At 65.6% G+C, this 20,985-nt stretch carries 17 protein-coding genes; 5 read left to right on the forward strand and 12 right to left on the reverse strand.

From position 1 onward, the window contains the following. Positions 1–90 precede the first annotated feature (90 nt). The 10 genes from EPB08_RS15655 to EPB08_RS15700 all read right to left on the reverse strand — a co-directional run bounded on the left by EPB08_RS15655 (position 91) and on the right by EPB08_RS15700 (position 12,101). Complete coding sequence (locus EPB08_RS15655; RefSeq protein WP_130620046.1) at positions 91–1,296, reverse strand: glycoside hydrolase family 27 protein; 1,206 nt, start codon at positions 1,294–1,296, stop codon at positions 91–93. 35 nt (positions 1,297–1,331) lie between these two features. Then, a complete protein-coding gene (locus EPB08_RS15660) occupies positions 1,332–2,741 on the reverse strand; it encodes an amino acid permease (protein ID WP_130620047.1) in 1,410 nt (469 codons plus the stop codon). A gap of 202 nt (positions 2,742–2,943) precedes the next feature. After that, complete coding sequence (locus EPB08_RS15665) at positions 2,944–4,698, reverse strand: DUF885 domain-containing protein (RefSeq protein WP_130620048.1); 1,755 nt, start codon at positions 4,696–4,698, stop codon at positions 2,944–2,946. 121 nt (positions 4,699–4,819) lie between these two features. Next, positions 4,820–6,028, reverse strand: a complete 1,209-nt coding sequence (locus tag EPB08_RS15670) for a M24 family metallopeptidase (protein ID WP_130620049.1) — start codon at positions 6,026–6,028, stop codon at positions 4,820–4,822. Beyond that, positions 6,025–7,620 carry an aldehyde dehydrogenase (NADP(+)) gene (locus EPB08_RS15675; protein ID WP_130620050.1) on the reverse strand — a complete coding sequence of 532 codons (1,596 nt, stop codon included), beginning with the start codon at positions 7,618–7,620 and terminating at the stop codon, positions 6,025–6,027. Before EPB08_RS15675 ends, EPB08_RS15670 begins: the two co-directional genes overlap by 4 nt. Position 7,621: 1 nt before the next feature. Next, positions 7,622–8,527, reverse strand: coding sequence for a dihydrodipicolinate synthase family protein (locus EPB08_RS15680; protein WP_130620051.1), 906 nt, complete (start codon positions 8,525–8,527; stop codon positions 7,622–7,624). Positions 8,528–8,529: 2 nt separating this feature from the next. Beyond that, entirely contained in the window at positions 8,530–9,816 is a 1,287-nt protein-coding gene (locus tag EPB08_RS15685) for an NAD(P)/FAD-dependent oxidoreductase (protein WP_130620052.1), read from the reverse strand. Beyond that, positions 9,809–10,054 (reverse strand): 2Fe-2S iron-sulfur cluster-binding protein, encoded by a 246-nt coding sequence (locus EPB08_RS15690; RefSeq protein ID WP_130620053.1) that lies wholly within the window; start codon positions 10,052–10,054, stop codon positions 9,809–9,811. The genes EPB08_RS15685 and EPB08_RS15690 overlap by 8 nt, the downstream gene beginning before the upstream one ends. Continuing rightward, the gene (locus EPB08_RS15695) at positions 10,051–11,163 is read right to left on the reverse strand and encodes an NAD(P)/FAD-dependent oxidoreductase (RefSeq protein ID WP_130620054.1); all 1,113 of its coding nucleotides are present in this window, start codon (positions 11,161–11,163) and stop codon (positions 10,051–10,053) included. The genes EPB08_RS15690 and EPB08_RS15695 overlap by 4 nt, the downstream gene beginning before the upstream one ends. Then, complete coding sequence (locus EPB08_RS15700; RefSeq protein ID WP_130620055.1) at positions 11,160–12,101, reverse strand: 4-hydroxyproline epimerase; 942 nt, start codon at positions 12,099–12,101, stop codon at positions 11,160–11,162. The genes EPB08_RS15695 and EPB08_RS15700 overlap by 4 nt, the downstream gene beginning before the upstream one ends. A 141-nt stretch (positions 12,102–12,242) precedes the next feature. Between EPB08_RS15700 and EPB08_RS15705 the strand changes: the two genes are divergently transcribed. Beyond that, positions 12,243–12,989 (forward strand): AraC family transcriptional regulator, encoded by a 747-nt coding sequence (locus EPB08_RS15705; protein WP_130620056.1) that lies wholly within the window; start codon positions 12,243–12,245, stop codon positions 12,987–12,989. A 68-nt stretch (positions 12,990–13,057) separates the two neighbouring features. Here EPB08_RS15705 and EPB08_RS15710 read toward each other — a convergent pair whose 3' ends face one another. Continuing rightward, a complete protein-coding gene (locus EPB08_RS15710; RefSeq protein ID WP_130620057.1) occupies positions 13,058–13,414 on the reverse strand; it encodes a YXWGXW repeat-containing protein in 357 nt (118 codons plus the stop codon). A 141-nt stretch (positions 13,415–13,555) separates the two neighbouring features. Continuing rightward, the gene (locus EPB08_RS15715) at positions 13,556–13,879 is read right to left on the reverse strand and encodes a YXWGXW repeat-containing protein (RefSeq protein WP_130620058.1); all 324 of its coding nucleotides are present in this window, start codon (positions 13,877–13,879) and stop codon (positions 13,556–13,558) included. A 174-nt stretch (positions 13,880–14,053) separates the two neighbouring features. Here EPB08_RS15715 and EPB08_RS15720 point away from each other — a divergent pair, with 174 nt between their 5' ends. The 4 genes from EPB08_RS15720 to EPB08_RS15735 all read left to right on the forward strand — a co-directional run bounded on the left by EPB08_RS15720 (position 14,054) and on the right by EPB08_RS15735 (position 20,801). Continuing rightward, the gene (locus tag EPB08_RS15720; protein WP_130620059.1) at positions 14,054–14,683 is read left to right on the forward strand and encodes a TetR/AcrR family transcriptional regulator; all 630 of its coding nucleotides are present in this window, start codon (positions 14,054–14,056) and stop codon (positions 14,681–14,683) included. After that, positions 14,680–15,609 carry an alpha/beta fold hydrolase gene (locus EPB08_RS15725; protein WP_130620060.1) on the forward strand — a complete coding sequence of 310 codons (930 nt, stop codon included), beginning with the start codon at positions 14,680–14,682 and terminating at the stop codon, positions 15,607–15,609. Before EPB08_RS15720 ends, EPB08_RS15725 begins: the two co-directional genes overlap by 4 nt. A 210-nt stretch (positions 15,610–15,819) precedes the next feature. After that, a complete protein-coding gene (locus EPB08_RS15730; RefSeq protein WP_130620061.1) occupies positions 15,820–19,287 on the forward strand; it encodes a methylmalonyl-CoA mutase family protein in 3,468 nt (1,155 codons plus the stop codon). Positions 19,288–20,129: 842 nt separating this feature from the next. Next, positions 20,130–20,801, forward strand: a complete 672-nt coding sequence (locus EPB08_RS15735) for a glutathione S-transferase family protein (RefSeq protein WP_130620062.1) — start codon at positions 20,130–20,132, stop codon at positions 20,799–20,801. Positions 20,802–20,985 lie beyond the last annotated feature (184 nt).

Genomic DNA, 20,985 nt, shown 5'->3' on the forward strand with positions numbered 1-20,985 from the left:
CGTGGCTTCAGGCGGCCACATCGTCTTGTGTCATTCGAAGGGACGATGTGCGGAAACCCGCATAGCCGCGCAAGTCCAGATGCTGAGACCTCAGTGCGGTGTATCCAGTCGGACCAGCAACACATCGTGGCGGGCCAACGCAATGGCCTGCTTATCCGAAAGCGAAATGGGCGTGCCACTCCACAGGTCCTTGCCTTGCTGGCTGCCATGCAGTCCGAGCTTCGCCAGGTTCAGGCGGAATGGATGGGTATCGGCGTAACGGGCGCTGCCCACGTTGAAAATGGCGATCGCCATCGCGCCGTTCTGGAGCGGGCGCGTCCACACCTCCACCTCACCCTCGGCATAGGCCCGGGTCGCCTGCTTGCCCAACGGGTCCTGGTCGATGGCGATGACGTCGCGATTGCCCAGGATGTTCTTGACCTCTACCGGCATGTGCGCAAGGTCATTGCCGGCGAGCAGCGGTGCCGCCAGCATGGCCCACCAGCTGAAGTGCGCCCGATTCTCGGCAGCGGTCAGCTTGCCGTTGCCGACCTCAAGCATGTCCGGGTCGTTCCAGTGGCCGGGGCCGGCATAGCTGGCCAACCCGGCCTGCTGCGAGGCGATCGCATAGATGCGATCCCATTCGGGCGTGATGTCGCCGGTGGTTCGCCAGAGGTTGCCGTCGACCTTGGCGCCGGGAGCCCACTCCCACACCGCATCCCAGCCGTACTGGCACAGGGAATAGACGATCGGCCGGCCCGTGGCCGCGAGGGCGGCGTGCATGCGTTCGTAGGCGTCGACCATCAGGCGCATCTGTTGCGCGGGATCGTTGGGCGCCTTGGCCTTCATCTGGTCTTCGATGAAGCTGCACAAGTCGTACTTGAGATAGTCCACGCCCCACTCGGCGTAGGTCTTTGCATCTTGCGCCTCGTGTCCCAGCGATCCGGCGAAGCCGGCACAGGTCTTGGGGCCCGGCGAGGTGTAGATGCCGAGTTTCAGGCCTTTCGAATGGACATAGTCGGCCAGCGCCTTCATGTCGGGGAAGCGCTCATTGGCGTGGATCACACCCTTGGCGTCCCGTTGGCCCTGCCAGCCATCGTCGATGTTGACGTACACATAGCCGGCGTCGCGCATGCCCGTGCTCACCAGGGCATCGGCCGCTGCACGTACATCGGCATCGGTGACTTTCTCGGCGAAGAAATTCCAGCTGTTCCAGCCCATGGGCGGCGTGGCCGCCACGGGAGCGGCGAGTGCGTTGCCGCACGCCGAACCCAGCACCATGGTCAACGCGAACAGAACACTACGGGACAATCGCATGGTTCACCTCGTTGTCAGGAGAGCGGTGCGTAACGTCAAGCCGCGTTTGCGGTTGCGCGACTATGGTGCCGGCCGTAGCTGAGATACAGCACGCAACCCAGCAGCAGCCAGATGGCAAAGCGCACATACGTGATGATGGGCAGGCCCCAGATCAGCCAGCACGAGAAGCCTACGCCGATGATCGGGACCAGTGGCACCAGCGGCGTGCGGAACGGGCGATGGAGCTCCGGCTGGCGCCAGCGCAACACGGCCACGGCCGTGCAGATCACGATGAAGGCGCCGAGCACGCCGATGTTCACCAGCTTGGCCAGCTCGTCCAGCGGAAACAGGCCGGCGGCGACGGTGGTCACGCCACCCAGCAGCAGGGTGGAACGATGCGGCGTGCGCCAGCGCGGATGCACGGCGGCAAACCACGACGGCAGCAGGCCATCGCGACCGAGGCTGAAGCCGATGCGCGCCCCGGCCATCAGGTTGGCGAAGATCACGCTGGTGATGCCACACACGGACGCCAGAGAGATCACCACCATCGTCCACGGCATGCCGATGCGGATGAAGGCATTCGCCACCGGCGCGGCGTTGTCGAGCGTGGTATAGGGCACGATGCCGGTGAGCACGAGGCAGATGGCGATGTAGAGCACCATCGCAATGCCCAGCGACAACAGCACGGCACGTGGCAGGTCGCGCTGCGGATTGCGCGATTCCTCTGCCGCGGTGGTGAGCATGTCGTAACCGAACACGGCGAAGAACACGACGGCTGCACCCGTGACCACGCCATGCATGCCGAACGGCATGAACGGATGCCAGCGTTCGGGCTTCACGTAGGCAGCGCCGGCGATCACGATCAGCGCGGCGCCGGCGATCTTGATCGACACGATCAGCGTGTTGAAGCGCGCCCCCCATTCCATGCGCACGGCGAGCAGGGCGGTGATGACCACGGAGATGGCGATGGCAGGCAGGTTCACCACGCAGCCCGGGGCACTGCCCCAGGCGCCTTGTGCCCATACCGGCAGGGGTATGCCGGCGGCATTGAGCAGTGCCTGCATGTACCCCGACCAGCCCACCGCGACGACGGCGGCAATCAGTGCGTACTCGAGCAGGAGATCCCAGCCGATGATCCAGCCGGCGAACTCGCCCAGCACGGCATAGCCGTAGGTGTACGCGCTGCCCGAGACGGGAATGAGTCCGGCGAACTCGGCGTAACACAGGGCCGCGGCGGCGCTGGCAATGCCAGCGATGATAAAGGACAACAGCACGGCCGGCCCGGCCTGCGTGGCCGCCACGGTGCCGGTGAGTACGAAGATGCCCACGCCGATGATGCCGCCAAGGCCGATCGCCGTCAGTTGCCACAGGCCCAGCACGCGACGCAGGCCGCTGCCGCCCCTCGCGGCCTCGCCCTGCAATGCCTCCACCGGCTTGCGCCGAAGCATGTCGTTGATCAGGCCCATCCGCTACTCCCCGTGTCGCGTGTTGTGTTTATTGTCTGAACTACGTCAGTCCCCTCCACGTTGTCATCCCGGCGGAAGCCGGGATCCAGTGACTTGGCCTCCGCGAGAGGCGCTGGATTCCGGCTTCCGCCGGAATGACGATGTGGTGCAAGGGTGGGTCAAGTCGTCCTTGGCGTATCGCTCCGTTGGTTAGGTATTGCCGTTACTTCGCGGCGTACGGCGACTTGCCGCCATCCGCGATGAACTTGTCCACTTGCTGCTGCAGCACCGGCAGCGGCACCGAGCCGAGCGAGAGTACGGTGTCGTGGAAGGCGCGCAGGTCGAAATGCTCGCCCAGTGCCTTCTCCGCCTTTGCGCGCGCATCGACGATAGCAAGCTCGCCCAGGTAGTACGACAGTGCCTGGCCCGGCCACGCAATGTAGCGGTCGACCTCCGTCTCAATCTCGTGCTCGCTCAGCGCGGTGTTGTCGCGCATGAACGCCTGCGCCTGCTCGCGCGTCCAGCCCTTGTGGTGGATGCCGGTGTCGACTACCAGACGGGCGGCGCGCCACATCTGGTAACTCAGGTAGCCGAAGCGGTCGTACGGCGTGTCGTACATGTCCATCTCCACGCCCAGGCGCTCGGAATACAGCGCCCAGCCTTCGCCATAGGCGGAGATGTAGGTGTAACGACGGAAGTCCGGCAGGCCTTCATGCTCGGCCGCCAGCGGCATCTGGAAGGCGTGGCCTGGTGCCGATTCGTGCAGCGTCAATGCGGTCAGCGAGTACAGCGGGCGCGAGGGCAGGTCATAGGTGTTGACCAGGTAGACGCCCGGGCCGCCGCGGCCACCGGTATAGAACGGCGCAAGGTCCGCGGGCACCGGCTCGATGGCGAAGCGCTGCCGCGGCAGGCGGCCGATGTAGTTGCCGACCTTGCCGTCCACGCGCTTGGCGATCCACGCGGCATCCTTCAACAGCTCGTCGGCGGTCTTGGGGTAGAACTTCGGATCGGTGCGCAGGTAGTGCAGGAATTCGGGGAAACTGCCCTTGAAGCCACTGTCCCGGATGGTTTCGTCCATCTCCTTGCGGATGCGCGCCACTTCCTTCAGACCCAGCTCGTGGATCGCGTCGGGCGTCATGTCGAGCGTGGTGTACTCGCGGATCTGCGACTGATAGAACGCCTTGCCGCCCGGCAGCGATTCGGCGGCGAGCGTGGTGCGCGCCTGCTTCATGTAGGTGTTGCGCATGAAGTCGAGCAGCTTGGCGTAGGCGGGAATCACCGATTGCTGGATCGCCTCGCGCCCCTGCACACGCAACTGCGCCTGCACGTCGGCGGGAATCGTGGCCGGCATCTTGCGGAACGGGGTGTAGAACAGGTTGTCGTCGCCCTTGGCGTTCACCACATCGGCGATCGACTGGTCGCGTCCGGTCAGCGTCACCCGCGGCACGCTGAAGCCCCGGGCCAGGCCGGCCTGCATGTTGGCCGTCTGCTCGCCGAAATAGCGCGGTAAGTCCTGCAGCTGGTGGATGTAGTGGCGGTAATCCTCGGCGGTGCGCAGCGTGCGGCGCGCGGTGAAGCCCAGGTTGGTCCAGAACGCGGTATCGCTGTTGAACGGCATCTCCCAGGTATGGAAATGCTGGTCGGCCAGCAGGGTCTCGATCTGGTTGCGATAAACCGCGTAATTGGCCGGGTCGTCGCCTTTCAGCTGGTTCGGCGAGATCGCGTCGAGCTGCTTGAGCACATCGGCCCAGTACTTCTCGCGCGTCGCCTGCGTGGCGGCGTCGACCTTCGGCAGGTGGTCGGCGAGCTTGCTGTCGTTGCTGTCCTCGTCATCCGCGCCCTTGAACTGTGCTTGGCGCCAGGCCCACTCCTTGGTGTAGATCTCATGGAAGCGGGCGGTGGCATCGTCGTCGGCACGCGTCGGCAACGAGGTGGCGAGGCAGAGCGTGCAGGCAAGGGCGAGGAGGAGAGGCTTCATGTCGCTGTCCTTCGTGGGGATTTCTGTAGGAGCGCACCCAGTGCGCGACCGCAACGTTTCGGCGTCTCCGCTTCGTCGGGTTTTCGCACACTGGGTGCGCTCCTACAGGGATAGGTAGGCATCACGCAAACGGCTGATCGATCGCGGGCGACGGCGGCGTGAACCAGGCGGCGCCGTCCTCGGTGACGTAGAAGTGGTCTTCCAGTCGTACGCCGAAACGGTCGGGCACCACGATCATCGGCTCGTTGCTGGCGCACATGCCGGGGTCGAGCAGCGTCTGGTTGCCGCGTACGAGGTAAGGCGTCTCGTGGATGTTCATGCCGCAGCCGTGACCGGTGCGATGAGGAATGCCAGGCAGCCGATAGTCGGGGCCGAGCCCGGCCTTCTCGACCACCTTGCGTGCCGCCGCATCCACCGCTTCGCAGGTCACGCCCGGACGCACGGCATCGAATGCAGCCTGCTGCGCGGCCTGCTCGAGTTCCCAGATGCGCGCCTGATCGGCGCTGGGCTGGCCGAAGATGTAGGTGCGCGTGATGTCGGAGTGGTACCCCTGCACGGTGCAGCCCGTATCGATCAGTACGAGCTCGCCGGGCTGCAGGTACTGCTCACCTGGCACGCCGTGCGGATACGCCGTGGCCTGTCCGAACTGCACGATGCAGAAAGTGGAGCCATTGTCTGCGCCCATCGCGCGATGGGCCTCATCGATGAAGCGCACGAGTTCGCCACGGCTGATGCCTTCGCGCATGAGACCGGCAGCGAGACGATGCACCTGCAGCGTCATCGCGGTGGCCTGCTTCATCAGCGCAAGTTCGGCGGACGACTTGCAGATACGGCAGCCGTCGATGATCGCGCTCGCTTCCTTCAGTGGCTTGCCACCGAGCACCGTGCGCAGACGTTCGGCGACCACATAGGGCGCCGCCGGATCGAGCGCGAGGCTCCCGGCGCCGCGTTCGCGCAGCGCATCAGCCACCAGCTGCTGTGGATCTTCGTGCTCCTCCCATAGGCGTACTTCGGCGGGAATCAGCAGTACGGCTTCCAGCGAGCCCATTTCGAATGCAGGGCAGACCACGATGGGAGCGCCGCGCTGCGTCACCAGCAAGCCGACCAGGCGTTCGCTCGCACCCCAGGCGACGCCGCTGAAATAGCGCAGCGAGGTGCCGGCGGTAACCAGCAGTGCATCCACGCCTTGTTCGCGCATCAGGCGACGCGCCTGGTCGAGGCGCTGCTGGTATTCGTCGGCACCGATGGCCGCTGCTGGTGCAGACCACGGGGCGAGCGAAGCGCGCGCCGTGACGATATCGAGGCCGCCAATCGGGCTGGCTGTGCTCATGCGCCGGCTCCGTGCCCGAGATCGTCTGCCGACCACACGCCGTCGATGCAGCGGGCGAGGCCTCCCGGATTGCGATCGCGCAATTCGGAGGGCAGCTGATGCTCGGGTACGTTGTCGTAGCAATGCAGGGCGGTGAAGCGAGTGATCGCGGCCGGCATGCCCACGGCCGTGAAGCCCGGATGGCCGGTGCTGGGATACGGGCCGCCGTGGTTCATGGCCGGGCTCACTGCCACGCCAGTCGGCATGCGATTGCCGATCAGGCGGCCAACACGCGGACGCAATGCATGAGCGACCTTTGCCCAGGTGTCGTCGTCGCTACCGTCGTTGGCGGTGTAGAGGGTGCCGGTGAGGTTGCCTTCGAACGCCGACGCGACCTGCGCCATCTGCTCGACATCCTTCACGCGCACCAGCAGGCTGACCGGGCCGAACGCCTCGGTCTGCAACGCCTTCGGCTCGCGCAGGAAGTGTTCCGCGTCGACGCTGAGCAGGGTGGGCGCGTAGCGATAGCCCGGCGAGCCGGCCTGGCCGCCGGCCAGCATTTCCGCACCCGCCTTGCGCAGCGTGGCGACGCTGCTCTGCAGGTGATCGAGCACGCCGCGCGAGAACAGCACGCCGGGTGCAGCTGCGGCGAAATGTTTGGTCGCCTCAGCCACGAAGGCGTCGCCGGCGGCATCGCGCTGCACGATCACCACGCCCGGGTTGGTACAGAACTGGCCGCTGCCCATGGTGCAGGACGCAAAGAACTCCTGCGCCAATGCCGTGCCACGCTCGGCCAGTGCGCCCGGCAGCAGGAACACCGGATTCACGCTGGAAAGCTCGACATAGGCTGGCACGCCAGCCGCGTCCGCCGCAGCCTTCAGCGCCAGGCCGCCAGCGCGGCTGCCGGTGAAGCCGATGGCGCCGAGGCGGGCATCGCCAGCGATCTGCGTGCCGATGGCGTTATCGAAGTGGTAGAGCATCTGCACGGTCGCGGGCGGGAGGCCCGCTTGCTGCAGTGCTGCGAAGGCCAGCCGCGCCAGACGCTCGCTGGTGGCCGGATGCGAGGGATGGGCCTTGGCGATCACCGGATTGCGCGCGGCGATGGCGGAGGCGAAATCGCTGCCCGCGATCGCGTTGAACGCGAACGGGAAGTTGTTGGGCCCAAACACCAGTACCGGCTTGTTCAACGGTGCGCGATGCGAACGCAGGTTCGCCGCGGTGTCGATCACCGGCTGGGTCCACGCGAGGCCGCGTACCGCCTTGGCCGCAAGGCGCAACTGGTTGGTGGTGCGTGGCAGCTCCACCGCGGAAAGACGCGGCTGCCTGGGCAGGGCGGTTTCCGCGTTGGCCAGTTCCACCAGCATCTCGGCGTCTGCTTCGATGCCGGCGGCATAGGCTTCGAGAAACGCCGCGATGCTTTCCGGCGGCGCGGCGGCGAGTTCGTCCGCCACCGCGCAAGCGGCACTCAGCGCCGCCTCGACATCGGCAGCGCCGCAGATCGGATAGCTCGGACCGATCGCTTCGCCCGTGGTGGGATTCTCCGCGCGGAACTCGCCAAGCAGCTGGCGTGCCGCACGCCATTCGCCATCGATCAACAGGGGTTGTACGGCCATGTCAGATCACCGGTGCGTGGGCGATGGCATGATCGATCACGCGAAGCGCGGCTTCGCGCTCGGCACCGTCCATCGCCAGACGCGGTGCACGTACGCGCTCACTGCCCATGCCCACCTTCTCCTGCACCAGCTTGATGAGCTGCACGAACTTGGGCACGGTATCCAGGCGCAGCAGCGGCAGGAACCAAGCGTACAACTCGGCGGCCGCATCGGCACCGCCATCGCGAGCCAGCTCGAACAGCTTCACCGATTCCTTCGGGTAGGCGTTTACCAGGCCGGCGATCCAGCCACGGGCGCCCATCGCCACGCCTTCGACGATGGCGTCGTCCATGCCGACCAGCAGTTCCAGGCGATTGCCCAGCAGCGAGCGCAGCGCCGCAAAGCGGCGCACATCGCCGGAGGATTCCTTCACGGCCTGCACGTTCGGGAATTCGTTGGCGAGCTCGGCGATCTGCTCGGGTGAGAAGTCGGTCTTGTAGGCAATCGGGTTGTTGTAAAGCATGCACGGCAGGTCGGTCGCCGCAATCACTGCGCGCAGGTGCGCGCCCATTTCGCGCCAGTCGGTGGAGTACACGTAGGGCGGCAGCACCATCAGGCCGGAGGCGCCGAGTGCCTTCGCTTCGCGTGCCAGGCGCACGGCTTCGTCGGTGGAGAGCGCAGCGATGCCCGGGATCACCGGCGCACGGCCTTCCAGTGCCTTGACCAGCGTGCGGATGATGGCGAGCTTCTCGTCGAAGGTGAGCGTAGCCGCTTCGCCCAGCGAGCCGAGCGGGACGATGCCCTTGCAGCCGTCGTCGATCATCGCGCGTGCGTGCTTGGCGAGGAAGTCGTGATCGACCTGGCCGTCGGCGGTGAACGGCGTGGTGATGGCGGGAATCACTCCGTGCCACATGGATGCGTTGCTCATGATCAGCTACCTCGGTATGCGTCGTCAGAAGGAAGGGTGGTGAGCCCGGCCAGCGTGGCCAGACGGGCGGGGAAAATGGGTGGGCGTGCGCCGCTGCGCGGGAAGCGTCCGAGTTCGGCTAGCGCCGTGCCGCAGATGCGGCCCTGGCACGCGCCCATGCCACAACGCGTGGCGAGCTTGGCTGCGCGCGCGTCGGTGAAACCGTTGAGGTCGCCCAGCGTGACGTCTTCGCAGCGGCACACCATCGTGCTGTCGTCGCCTAGCGCATGCAGGCGCGGATCGAGGGCGAAGTGCCGCGCCAGCAGCGCGCCGAAGCGCCGCTCGCGGTCGCGCTGTGGGGCCAGGGCGTGGGCCGCCACGCTGTGGCCGGTTGCGATATGAGCCGCCATGGCACCTTCGAGGCGCGCCACCGCAAGTCCACCGATGCCACCGGCTTCGCCCGCGGCATAAACGCCCCCCATGCTGGTACGCAGCAGCCGGTCTACGCCGACGTGGGGATGGGGGCCGAGATAGTCCATCGCGCAACCCAGCAACTGGGCGAGTTCGGTGTTCGGTACCAGGCCATAACCCACCGCGAGCAGATCGCATTCGACAGTCTGCGTCCCTGTCGGCGTATCGATATCGACGCGCTGCACGCTGTCGCTGCCCTGCGCTCTGCGCACGAACGAACCGAAGCGGTAAGGCACGCCAGCGAGTCGCACACGCAGCCCGATGGCTTGCAGGGCGCGCGCGGGCCAATGACGCAGCTGCCTTGCAAACGCATGCACACTGGCAGCCGGCGCCTGCTCATAGATGCCAAGCACCTGCGCACCATGCTTGCGCAGCGTATCCGCGGCGGCGAGCAGCAAGGGGCCGCTGCCAGCGATCACCACGCGCTTGCCGGCCACGGGCCAGCCTTGCTTGGTGAGTGCCTGCAGACCACCCGCGCCGGTGATGCCGGGCAGGGTCCAGCCGGGGAAGGGCAGCAGTAGCTCGCGCGCGCCGGTGGCAAGGATCAGCGAGCCGTAGGAGATCAGCCGACCGCCTTCCGCTGTTTCCACGCGCAGCGCCGAAGACTCGACGGCGACCACACTGTGGCTCGCCAGTACATCCACGCCTTGCAGTTTTGCGATGGCCTCGCGCGCGGCGCGCGGTGCCTGGTGGCGAACGTCGTGACGCCAGACCTGTCCACCGGGTCGCGGTTGCGCGTCGAGCAAGCCCACGCGCGCGCCATGTGCGGCTGCCGTCTGGGCCGCGGCGAGACCGGCCGGGCCGGCGCCCACCACGAGTACGTCGTAACGATCAGGCATCGGTGATCACCTGCATGCCTTCGCTTACCGGCGTCATGCATGCACGCACATGGGCTACCCCATCCACCTGCACACGGCATTCGAAGCACACGCCCATGCCACACAGCGGCGCGCGGTGCGTGCCGCTCACCGAGCGGCGGAACTGTGTGGTCAACTGCGCTATGGCCGCTGCCACGCTGGCGCCTGCGGGCACCTCCACCAGCGAGCCGTTCACGCTGAGCTTCACCTGCGCACTCATGCCGCCATCCTTTCGGGCGAATAAGGCGCCGGATCGATGGCAGGCTGGCGACCCTGGATCAGGTCGATCATCAGTTTCGCGCTGCCCAGTGCGGTGGTGACGCCGAGGCCTTCGTGACCGGCGGCTACCCACTGGTCCGATGCGCCGGGCACGGCGCCGAGATACGGACGTCCATCCGGCGTGGTCGGCCGAAAGCCGGTCCAGATGCGCACGGCTTGAAGCTCGCGCAGTTTGGGCACAAAGGCGAAGCTGCGCTCAAGCATGCGTTGCACCATCGCCGGCGACGCGGCTGCATCGGTAGCGCTGAATTCGCGCGAGGAGCCGATCAGGATCTGTCCGGTCGGTCGCGGCTGCACATTGAAAGCGACGCTGCTGTCAGCGTCGCCGTGGGCGCTGTCGGCATATCCGAGCTCCAGCAACTGGTGGCGCACGAGGCCCGGGTAACGGTCGGTGATGACGAGATGGCCCTTGCGCCCGCGCATCGGCAGCATCGGCAACAACGCGGGCAGCGCGCAGCCGGTCGCCACCAGCACGGGGCCCGAAAGGCGCGTGCCATCGTCGAGTTGCGCGCCGCCGCGCTGCAACGACAGAACACGTCGCCCGGCGTACAGCTGAGTGCCATGCGATTGGGCGCGCTTCACCTGGTGATTCGCCACACGCGGCGGATAGACCACGGCTTCGCGCGGCACCAGCAAGCCGCCAGCCAGTCCAGGCACCAGTGCCGGTTCGAGTTCGTACAAAGTCGTGGCATCGACCACGCGGGCTTCGACGCCCGCTGCATTCAAACGCGCCACACGCGTCGCAGCGGCCGCCAGTTCGTTGTCGTTGCGCGCCACCCACAGTGTGCCGCAGCGACTGAATTCGGCTTCGCGCAGATCGGCGAAGGCTTCCCAGTGGTGCAACGAATACTTCGCCAGCGCCAGTTCGGCCGGATCGTCATCCATCGCCACCAGATGACCCATGGCAGCCGCCGTGGCGCCGCCGCCGATCGGGCCGGGCTCCACGATGGCGACGCGCATGCCTCGCGCGCTTGCTTCGTCGGCACAGCTGGCACCGATGATGCCGGCGCCTATGACGATCAGGTCGAAGCTGGCGACGGTGCCGCTCATTCCGCTCCGCTGCCCCAGGTAAAGGCGTCGGCTTCGTCGAATAGCAGCGTGCTGCGCGCGACGACGAAGGCGGTGCCGGTGATCTGCGGGCGCACGCCCTGCGCGCCCGGTGTGTAGCGGCCTTCGAACACGCTGCCGAGGATGCTTTCCTGCTGCCAGATGTCGCCGGGTGCGAGTTTGCCGTCAGCGGCGAGGCAGGCCAGCTTGGCGCTGGTGCCGGTGCCGCACGGTGAACGGTCGTAGGCGAGACCGGGGCACAACACGAAGTTCCGGCCGTCCAGTCCAGCGACCGGAGACTTCGTGTTGACCTCGATGTGATCGACCTCGCCGCCGTTGGCACCGGTGATGCCGTTGGCTTCGAGTGCGCGGCGAACCGCTTCGGTATAGGTGGTGAGCTCGCGCTGGTGATGGATCTCCAGCGGCAGCGGCGTGTCGTTGGTGATGTAGAACCAGTTGCCACCCCAGGCGATGTCGCCGGTGACAGTGCCGTAGCCGGGCACGTCGACGCTGACATCCTTGGCGTGGCGGTAGCTCTCGACATTGTCGATGGTGACGCGCCCGTCCTCGTGCAGCGTCGCGCCCACGGTGCCCACCGGCGTCTCGATCTTGTGCGTGCCGGGGCCGATGCGGCCCATGTGCTGCAAGGTGCGCACGAGGCCGATGGTGCCGTGGCCGCACATGCCAAGGTAGGAGACGTTGTTGAAGAAGATCACGCCGGCACAGGCATCGGGGGACTGCGGTGGCAGCAGCAACGCGCCGACCACGGTGCTCGAGCCTCGCGGTTCGCAGGCGATGGCGCTGCGCCAGCGATCGAAGTCGCGACGGAAGCGTTCGCGTTGCTCCATCAGCGTGCCGCTGCCGAGGTCGGGGAAGCCGGCGATGACCACGCGAGTCGGTTCGCCGCCGGTGTGGGAGTCGATCACGTCTATGGTGTGCATGGAGCCTATCCTCGCGTCGCGCCCGTTCGGGCGTCTAGAAACGCTTGTCACCATGCGATGCGGAAATCGGCACAATGGAAAACCTCGCGACGGCGCTATGCTGCGGTCGCAGCAAAGGCTCGCGCGCAGCAAGGAGTTTCGATGGAGATGAAGATTTCGGCCGACGAACTCGAGGCGCTGTTCGATGCGCTGCCCGACGTGGTGTTCTTCGTGAAGGACGGCGGCGGACGTTACACGCACGCCAATCTCACCCTCGTCCGACGGCTCGGGCTCAAGCACCGCAGCGACATCATCGGGCGCGACGTGACTGAGCTGTTCCCACAGTCGCTGGGTGGTTCCTACGCCACGCAGGATCAGCGTGTGCTCGAAGGCGAGGTGATCGAGAACCAGCTCGAGGTGCACATGTTTCCCAACCGGGTGCCCGGGTGGTGCCTCACCTGCAAGCGGCCCTTGCGGCAGCGCGGCGAAGTGCGCGGCATCGTGGGCATCTCACGCGACCTGGGCAAACCCGATGGCCGGCATCCCACCTATGTGCGGTTGCGGCGCGTGCTGGCCTATCTGCAGGAGCATTACGCCGAGGGCGTGCGCGTGGCCAAGCTCGCGGAGCTGGCGGATCTTTCGGTAGCGCAGCTCGAGCGGCATTTCCGCAAGGTGTTCCAGCTGACGCCGCAACAGCTGCAGACCAAGTTGAGGATCGAGGAGGCCATGCGCCGTCTGCATGGCGAGGACAGCGTCGCCGCGATCGGACTGGCCTGTGGCTTTGCCGACCAGAGCGCGTTCGCGCGCCAGTTCAAGGCGACGGTGGGCATGACGCCGCGCGATTACCGGGCCATGGCAACGGCGCCGGCCAACGGCAGGCGTGCATCCGTGGCAGATCGCGGGTCGTGATTCATGCGGCAGAACCGATCGTCATCCCGGGAAGCCCGGGATGACGATCGAGGCAAAACCGGGATGGCTTAGCCGGCGACCCACACACCCACATTGAGGTGCCAGCCGTCGTTGTGGTGCTCATAGTGCGGATGCACGTAGTGGTAGCCCGGGCGCTCGGCTTCCCAGTGACCGTGCATCGCCACGTACTGGTGACCGTTCCAGTGCCAGTAGCCGCGGGCCCAGATATAGCCCTGACGAGGTGCCGGCTCGCGTTCCACGATTTCCACCGGCGGCGGCTGCGGGGCCACTACCTCGACGTACTCGCGCTGCACTACCGGCTCACGCTCGACAACGACCGGGCGCGGGTGGGGTGCGGGTTGCTCGACCACGCAGCCACTGGCCAGGAGGGTGAGGGCAGAAAGAGCGATCAGACGTATCGACATGGTTCAAGGCACCTCTGGGTTGGAAAAGTCGCGGGACGATGACGGTGTTGGCTGAGGCCTACCTTTCCTCAGGCGGGCCTCCTCATCGTTAGTTTTTGCTTTTCAGGCAAATACTTGCGGTGATGCCCTCGGGCGGTGCGATCAGCGGCCCCAGTAGCCGTCGCGGAAGCGCCAGCCGTCCCGGTCGTGCTGCCAATGGGCAGGGCGATAGACATAGCCCGGGCGCGCGCGAACCCAGTAACCGCCGACCCACACATGGCGCTGGCCTTCCCAGCGCCAGTAACCCGGCGCCCACACGTAGCCGACGCGCGGCGGCGGAACGACCTCGTAGCGCGGCGGCGGCGGAGCCACATTGATGCCGACCGCGACAGACACGCCAGCCGCAGCGGTCGGGGCATAGACGGCGCCCGCGCTGGCGATGCCGAGAACAGCAAGCAGGGCGAGTTTGCGGGTGATGTTCGACATAAGGGTCTCCTTGGCGTCAGCCGCACCGTGCGGCCTCAAGCGCGGAAAACGGGGCGCTCGAATGGCTGTTGACGGTTTCTCCACTGCTCGTTCAGGTTCGTAGAGGCTGGCGTGTGTCGTCCGTTCAGCAAATCTTGATGGAAAAAGAACGAACGATCGTGCTATTTTCTGGCCATGAGCACTACCGCACCCAGCACAGGCAAGCGCGCCGCAACCCGCGAACTGATCCTTGAGCACGCCTACGAGCTGGCGCGCCGTGAGGGATTGGAAGGTTTGTCCATCGGCGCGTTGGCGCAGGACGTGGGCATGTCCAAGAGTGGTGTGTTCGCCCACTTCGGCTCACGCGAGGACCTGCAGCTCGCTGTGCTGGAGGCCGGGCAGCTCCGTTTCCTGCAGCGCGTGAAGTGGCCCGCGCTGAAATTACCGCGTGGCCTGCCGCGCGTGCGCGCCATCGTGGCGAACTGGGTGGAGTGGGGTTACGAGTACCGGAGCGGCTGCGTGCTGCTTACGGCGGCCAGTGAATACGACGGCCGCGAAGGCGTATTGCACGACACGGTGACGCGCCAGCAAGCGGGATGGCGCGAGGAGATGTGCCGCGCCATCGGTCACGCCGTGGAAAACGGCGAGCTGGGCACCGACACCGATCCATCCCAGCTCGCCTTCGAGATCTACGCCCTGATGCTCGCGCTGCATCACGACGCGGGTCTCTTTGGTTTCGACGAAGCGCGTCGCCACACGCTGGTCGCCTTCGAACGCCTGATTGCCAGCTACAGCCCGGAACCGGGCCGGAGGACTGCGCCATGACCACCACCTCTACCGCCAAACGCCATCATGGTCCGGGCAAGTTCACGCTGGGTGCGGTACGCGCAGGCTTTGCGCTTGGCGGTCGGCTGGCGCCGGCGCGCACGGTCGAGCAGGCCCGTCGCCTGTTCGTGACGCCGTTTGCGAGCAGTCGTGCCCGTGCGGAACGCGCGCAGCCGGATGCGGATATGCGAGAGCAGGTCATCGAAGTGAACGGCCGACGCATTACCACCTATGTGTGGGGTGACCCGGCCACGCAGCCCTATGCCTTGCTGATCCACGGCTGGTCCAGCTTCGGCCTGCGTTATCTGCCCTGGGTGGCGCCGCTGCGTGCACTGGGCTATGCGCTGGTCGCATTCGACCAGCCGGGCCACGGCAAGAGCGAAGGGCGCTACTGCACCATGCCCGACTTCGTGGATACGGTGCGTGGCGTGGGGCGGCACTACGGCCATGCGGCGCTGGCGATTGCGCACTCCCTCGGTGGCGCGGCCGCTGCGCTGGCGCAGGGAGAGGCCTGGCATGCGGGCAAACTTATCCTGATCGCACCTGCTGCCGATCCGGTGGCCGCGACACAGCGATTCAGCCAGTTGGTGCACCTGGGCGAGCATCTGCGTGGCCGGCTGCACGCCAGCCTGGAAGCGATGACCGGCATCAGCATCCACGACCTGCAGGTGCATCGCCATCTGCCGACTCTGGGCCAGCCGGGGCTGATCGTGCATGACATGGACGATCACGATGTGCCCTGGTCAGAAGGCGAGCGCTACGCGCGCCATTGGCGGGGTGCGCGACTGCTGAGCACGCAAGGCCTGGGACATCACCGGGTGCTGGATGCGCCGGAAGTGATCGAGGCTTCGGTGGCTTTCCTGCGTGGCGAGGTGGTGGGCGAACGGGTGGTGTCGTCGCCGAATCTGCCGTTTGGCTACGCCTGAGGGTTAGTCGCGCACAGGGTGCGCTCCCACAAGAGGGCGGATCCGTTGTGGGAGCGCACCCTGTGCGCGACCGCAAACTCGACGATACCCGGGCGCACGGTTTTCGCGAAAACCGTTACAAATCAGCCTTCCTTCGCGCCGCAACATGTTCCAAACGTAACCATCCTCTAAAATCCCGGGATTAGCCGCACAGCCGTTGCCGGAGTCCCCATGAGTTCCCCCGCCCAGCACGTTACCGCCAGCACCGCCCAGGCGGAGACCCGCCCGTTGCGCTTCGTCACCGCCGCCAGCCTGTTCGACGGCCATGACGCAGCCATCAACATCATGCGTCGCATCATCCAGTCGCAGGGCGCGGAGGTGATCCATCTCGGCCACAACCGCTCGGTGGAAGACGTCGTGCGCGCCGCGTTGCAGGAAGACGCCGACGCCATCGCCCTGTCGTCCTACCAGGGTGGCCACGTCGAGTACTTCAAGTACATGGTCGACATGCTCAAGGAGCACAACGCCTCGCACATCCGCGTGTTCGGCGGCGGCGGAGGCACCATCACGCCGGAAGAAATCCGCGAGCTGCAGGCCTACGGCGTGGAGCGCATCTACCATCCGAACGACGGCATGAAGCTCGGCCTCATCGAGATGATCGAGGACGTGATGAATCGCGCGCGCACCGCGGCGGTGAAGCGTGCGAAAGAGGGTGCTTCGACGGCCGTGACGCCGCTGGTGGACATCGGCAACGAGATCGCCGTGGGCCACGTACTGTCGGCCCTCGAGGAAGGCGAACTTTCCGATACCGAGCTGGAACACCTGCGCAAGCAGTGGAAGATGGCCGGCAAGCAGACGCCGGTGCTCGGTGTGACCGGTACAGGTGGCGCGGGCAAGTCCTCGGTGGTGGATGAACTGCTGTTGCGTTTCCTGCACGCGTTCCCCGAAATGCGCATCGCCGTGCTCGCCGTCGACCCGACGCGTCGCCGCAGCGGTGGTGCCCTGTTGGGTGACCGCATCCGCATGAACTCCCTGCGCAGCCATCGCGTCTACATGCGCTCGATGGCTACGCGTCGCCAGCACGCCGCCACCAGTGCGGTGCTGCGCGACTGCATCGATTTCCTCAAGGCGCAACCGTACGACCTCGTCATCGTCGAGACCGCCGGCATCGGCCAGAGCGACTCGGAGATCGTCGACCTGGTGGATTTCCCCACCTACGTGATGACCAGCGATTACGGCGCGGCCAGCCAGCTCGAGAAGATCGACATGCTGGACTTCGCCGAGCTGGTGGTGCTCAACAAGTTCGACAAGCGCGGTGCGGAAGACGCGCTGCGCGACGTGCGCAAGCAGTGGAAGCGCAACCGTACCGCTTTCGCGCTCAGCGACGAGAAGGTGCCGGTGTTCCCCACGATCGCCAGCCAGTTCAACGATCCGGGCGTGACCTGGATGTTCTCCAACCTGTGCCGCCTGCTGCGCGACAAGCTCAGCCTGCCGGCCGAGAAGTGGACGCCGAACCTCGACACCACCTTGAAGGAGCCGCGCGCCACGGTGCTCATCCCCGGTGCTCGCGTGCGCTACCTGGCCGAGATCGCCGAGCAGGGACGCGGCATCAACAAGGAAATCGAGCGCGAGGCCGAGTTCGCCAGCAAGGCGCAGCATTATTACGAGTCGCTGAAGGAACTGGGCGACGAGCACCTGCCGCGCGAGCTGGCTCGCTACGAATCCGAAGCGCTGCACGAAGAAGGTGCGGATCGCAGCTTGCTGACCCTGCGCCAGCGTTACAACGCGGCGATCAAGGAACTCAGTCACGAGGCCATCCACCTGTTGCACGACTGGCCCAAGCGCTACAAGTCGGTGACCGACGAGGTCAACGAATACAAGGTGCGCGACAAGGTGATCCGCGTGGAGAACTACCGCGAGTCGCTGAGCCACCAGAAGATCCCCAAGGTTGCGCCGCCCAAGACCAAGGACTGGGGCGACCAGCTGCGCTTCCTGATGCGCGAAAACCTGCCCGGCTACTACCCGTACACCGGTGGCGTCTATCCGTACCGCCGCACCGGCGAGGACCCGACCCGCATGTTCGCGGGCGAGGGCACGCCCGAGCGCACCAACCGTCGCTTCCACTACCTGAGCCAGGGTGGTGCGGCCACGCGCCTGTCCACCGCGTTCGACTCGGTCACGCTGTACGGCGAAGACCCGGCACCGCGTCCGGACATCTACGGCAAGATCGGCAACTCCGGCGTCAACATCGCCACGCTGGACGACATGAAGAAGCTGTATTCGGGCTTCGACCTCAGTGCGCCGTCCAGCTCGGTGTCGATGACCATCAACGGTCCGGCGCCGATCATCCTCGCGATGTTCATGAACACCGCGATCGACCAGAACATCGAGAAGTACCTGAAGGAAGATCCGGGGCGCTGGGCCGCTGCCGAGAAGAAGATCGCCACGCTGTTCCCGAACGGTCGTCCGCAGTATTCGGGTGAGCTGCCCAAGGGCAACGAGGGCCTCGGCCTCGGCCTGCTGGGCATCACTGGCGACCAGCTGGTGGATGCGGAGACCTACGCGCGCATCAAGGAAGAAACCCTGCAGACCGTGCGTGGCACGGTGCAGGCGGACATCCTCAAGGAAGACCAGGCGCAGAACACCTGCATCTTCTCCACCGAGTTCGCGCTGCGCATGATGGGCGACATCCAGCAGTACTTCGTCGACCACAAGGTGCGCAACTTCTACTCGGTGTCGATCTCCGGCTATCACATCGCCGAGGCCGGGGCGAACCCGATCAGCCAGCTCGCCTTCACGCTCAGCAACGGCTTCACCATCGTGGAGTACTACCTGGCCCGCGGCATGAAGATCGACGACTTCGCGCCTAACCTGTCGTTCTTCTTCTCCAACGGCATGGATCCGGAATACACCGTGATCGGCCGCGTGGCACGCCGCATCTGGGCGCGCGCGATGCGCGAGCGCTACGGCGCCAGCGCACGCAGCCAGATGATGAAGTACCACATCCAGACCTCCGGCCGCTCGCTGCACGCGCAGGAGATCCAGTTCAACGACATCCGCACCACGCTGCAGGCGTTGTACGCACTGTTCGACAACTGCAACAGCCTGCACACCAATGCGTACGACGAGGCGATCACCACGCCGACCGAGGAGAGCGTGCGTCGCGCGGTGGCGATCCAGATGATCATCAACAAGGAACTGGGCCTCAACTTCAACGAGAACCCGTGGCAGGGCAGCCACGTCGTCGACGCATTGACCGACATCGTGGAAGAGGCTGTGTACAAGGAATTCGAGGCGATCAGCGAGCGCGGTGGCGTGCTCGGCGCGATGGACACCATGTACCAGCGCGGCAAGATCCAGGAAGAGTCGATGTACTACGAGCACAAGAAGCACGACGGCAGCCTGCCGCTGATCGGCGTGAACACCTTCCTGCCCAAGGATCACGGCGGCGAGATCGCCACCGAGATCGAACTCATCCGTTCCACCGAATCGGAGAAGGGTCAGCAGATCGATAACGTGCAGGCCTTCGGCAAGGCACGCAACGGGATGGCGCCGGATAGCCTGTCGACGCTGCAGAGCACCGCGCGTGACCGCAGGAATGTCTTCGAGCAGTTGATGGAAGCGGTGAAGTACAACTCGCTGGGTCAGATCAGCCACGCGTTGTATGACGTGGGTGGCGAGTACCGTCGAAACATGTGACGCATTGGGGCGAGGGGCGAGCGTTCGCCCTTCTGCTCATTGCCTACGTCCGCAGGAGTCCATCCTGCGTACGATAGGTCCATCCGAGACTCCGTTCTCGCTTTAGTCCCGGTCAATCCAAATGGGAGCGGATGTCGAACTCGCTCCATGACCCGAGCCGTCGCTCCCTCTCCCTCTGGCGACCCGAAGGTAGTCCCTGTGGGAGAGAGGGGTGGGGAGAGGGTGCGGCTCTTGCCTCAGACACGTCATTCCGTTGCAGTCGGGGTCTGGTGTCGTACTCCGCACTTGATGCGCCACTGCCAGCGTGCCGCCTACGACCGCAGGAAGTCCCCGTGGGACGCAGCGGGCGCTTCGATCTCCTGCCGGCGGCGCGAAGCTAGTCCCCGTGGGAAGCGCGAGTCACTTTTCTTTTGCTGGCCCAGGCACGCGCTCTTTGCGTGCGAACGGCGAAGCCGGCCCGAAAGGCGAAGGGCGGAACGCCCGGAGTAAAAGTCCCACGGGATTAGCTTCGCGTCAAAAGTAACCCAAAGAAAATGGCCTGCAGAGCTCGCAGCAGCCTGCCGGGAAAAGCTCTGTGGGCTCTTGAGCCCGGATTGCGACCGCCTCCGCCGCCAACGAACGGCTACCCCGTAACGCGCTGAGGCCCTGAGGACTTAAAGCGGTGCCCGCTTCGTTTCCTCCCCCTCCGGGGGCGGGGTGAGTGGCGCTCTTGCGTCAGCGTTCCTCTCCGTTATTTCTGCTCGCCGGCATCTGGATGCCGAACGCACAGTGAGCACCACCGCAAATTCTCCTGAAAGAGCACCGTGCTAGCCTGAAGTATCACCTTCATGCCGAGGTGCCTCATGCTGACCGTCCATCACCTCAACAACTCGCGCTCCCAGCGCGTGCTCTGGCTGCTGGAAGAGCTTGGCGTGCCCTACGGGATTCGACGCTACCAGCGCGATCCCAAGACCCTGCTGGCGCCTGCGGAACTGCGCGCTGTTCACCCTTTGGGCAAATCTCCGGTCATCGAGGACGATGGGCATGTGATGGCAGAGTCGGGTGCCATCATCGAGTATCTGGTCGACCGCTATGACACGGGCAGGCTGGCCCCGCTGCGAGGTTTGCCGGAGCGTTGGCGCTTCACCTATTGGCTGCACTATGCGGAAGGCTCGGCCATGCCGCCTTTGCTGCTGAAGTTGGTGGCTTCGCGCATTGCAACGGCGCCGATGCCGTTCTTCGCCAAGCCTTTCGCACGCAAGATCGCAGACAAGTTGCAGTCGAGTTTCGTCGATCCGCAGCTCGCGCTGCACCTTTCCTATGTCGACAACGCGCTGGCTGCCACGGGATGGTTCGTGGGCGATGCATTCAGCGCGGCGGACATCCAGATGAGCTTTCCGCTGGAGGCGGCCATGGCACGCAGCGGCATGAACGATCGATTGCCGCATATCGCTGCCTTCGTCGAGCGTGTCCGGCAGCGTCCGGCTTATCGTCGTGCACTCGAGCGCGGTGGTCCGTACACGCTGCTTGGTTGAGTGATCTTCTTGGCGTCCGCGATCAGAGATTTAAAAAAAGGGTGTCGCCTCGACGCATCGCCTGTTCGATTGGGTGACGATGTTGTCCATTGGGCATGGATCGACTTTGCGGCATCGCTGCGGCCTTGTGTCACCTTCTCAGAGCGGCTTTGCCGCAAATAAGGTGATCTTGCATTCGCCTGTC

It is taken from the genome of Dyella amyloliquefaciens (genome assembly GCF_004296575.1).
Classification (GTDB): Bacteria; Pseudomonadota; Gammaproteobacteria; order Xanthomonadales; family Rhodanobacteraceae; genus Dyella; species Dyella amyloliquefaciens.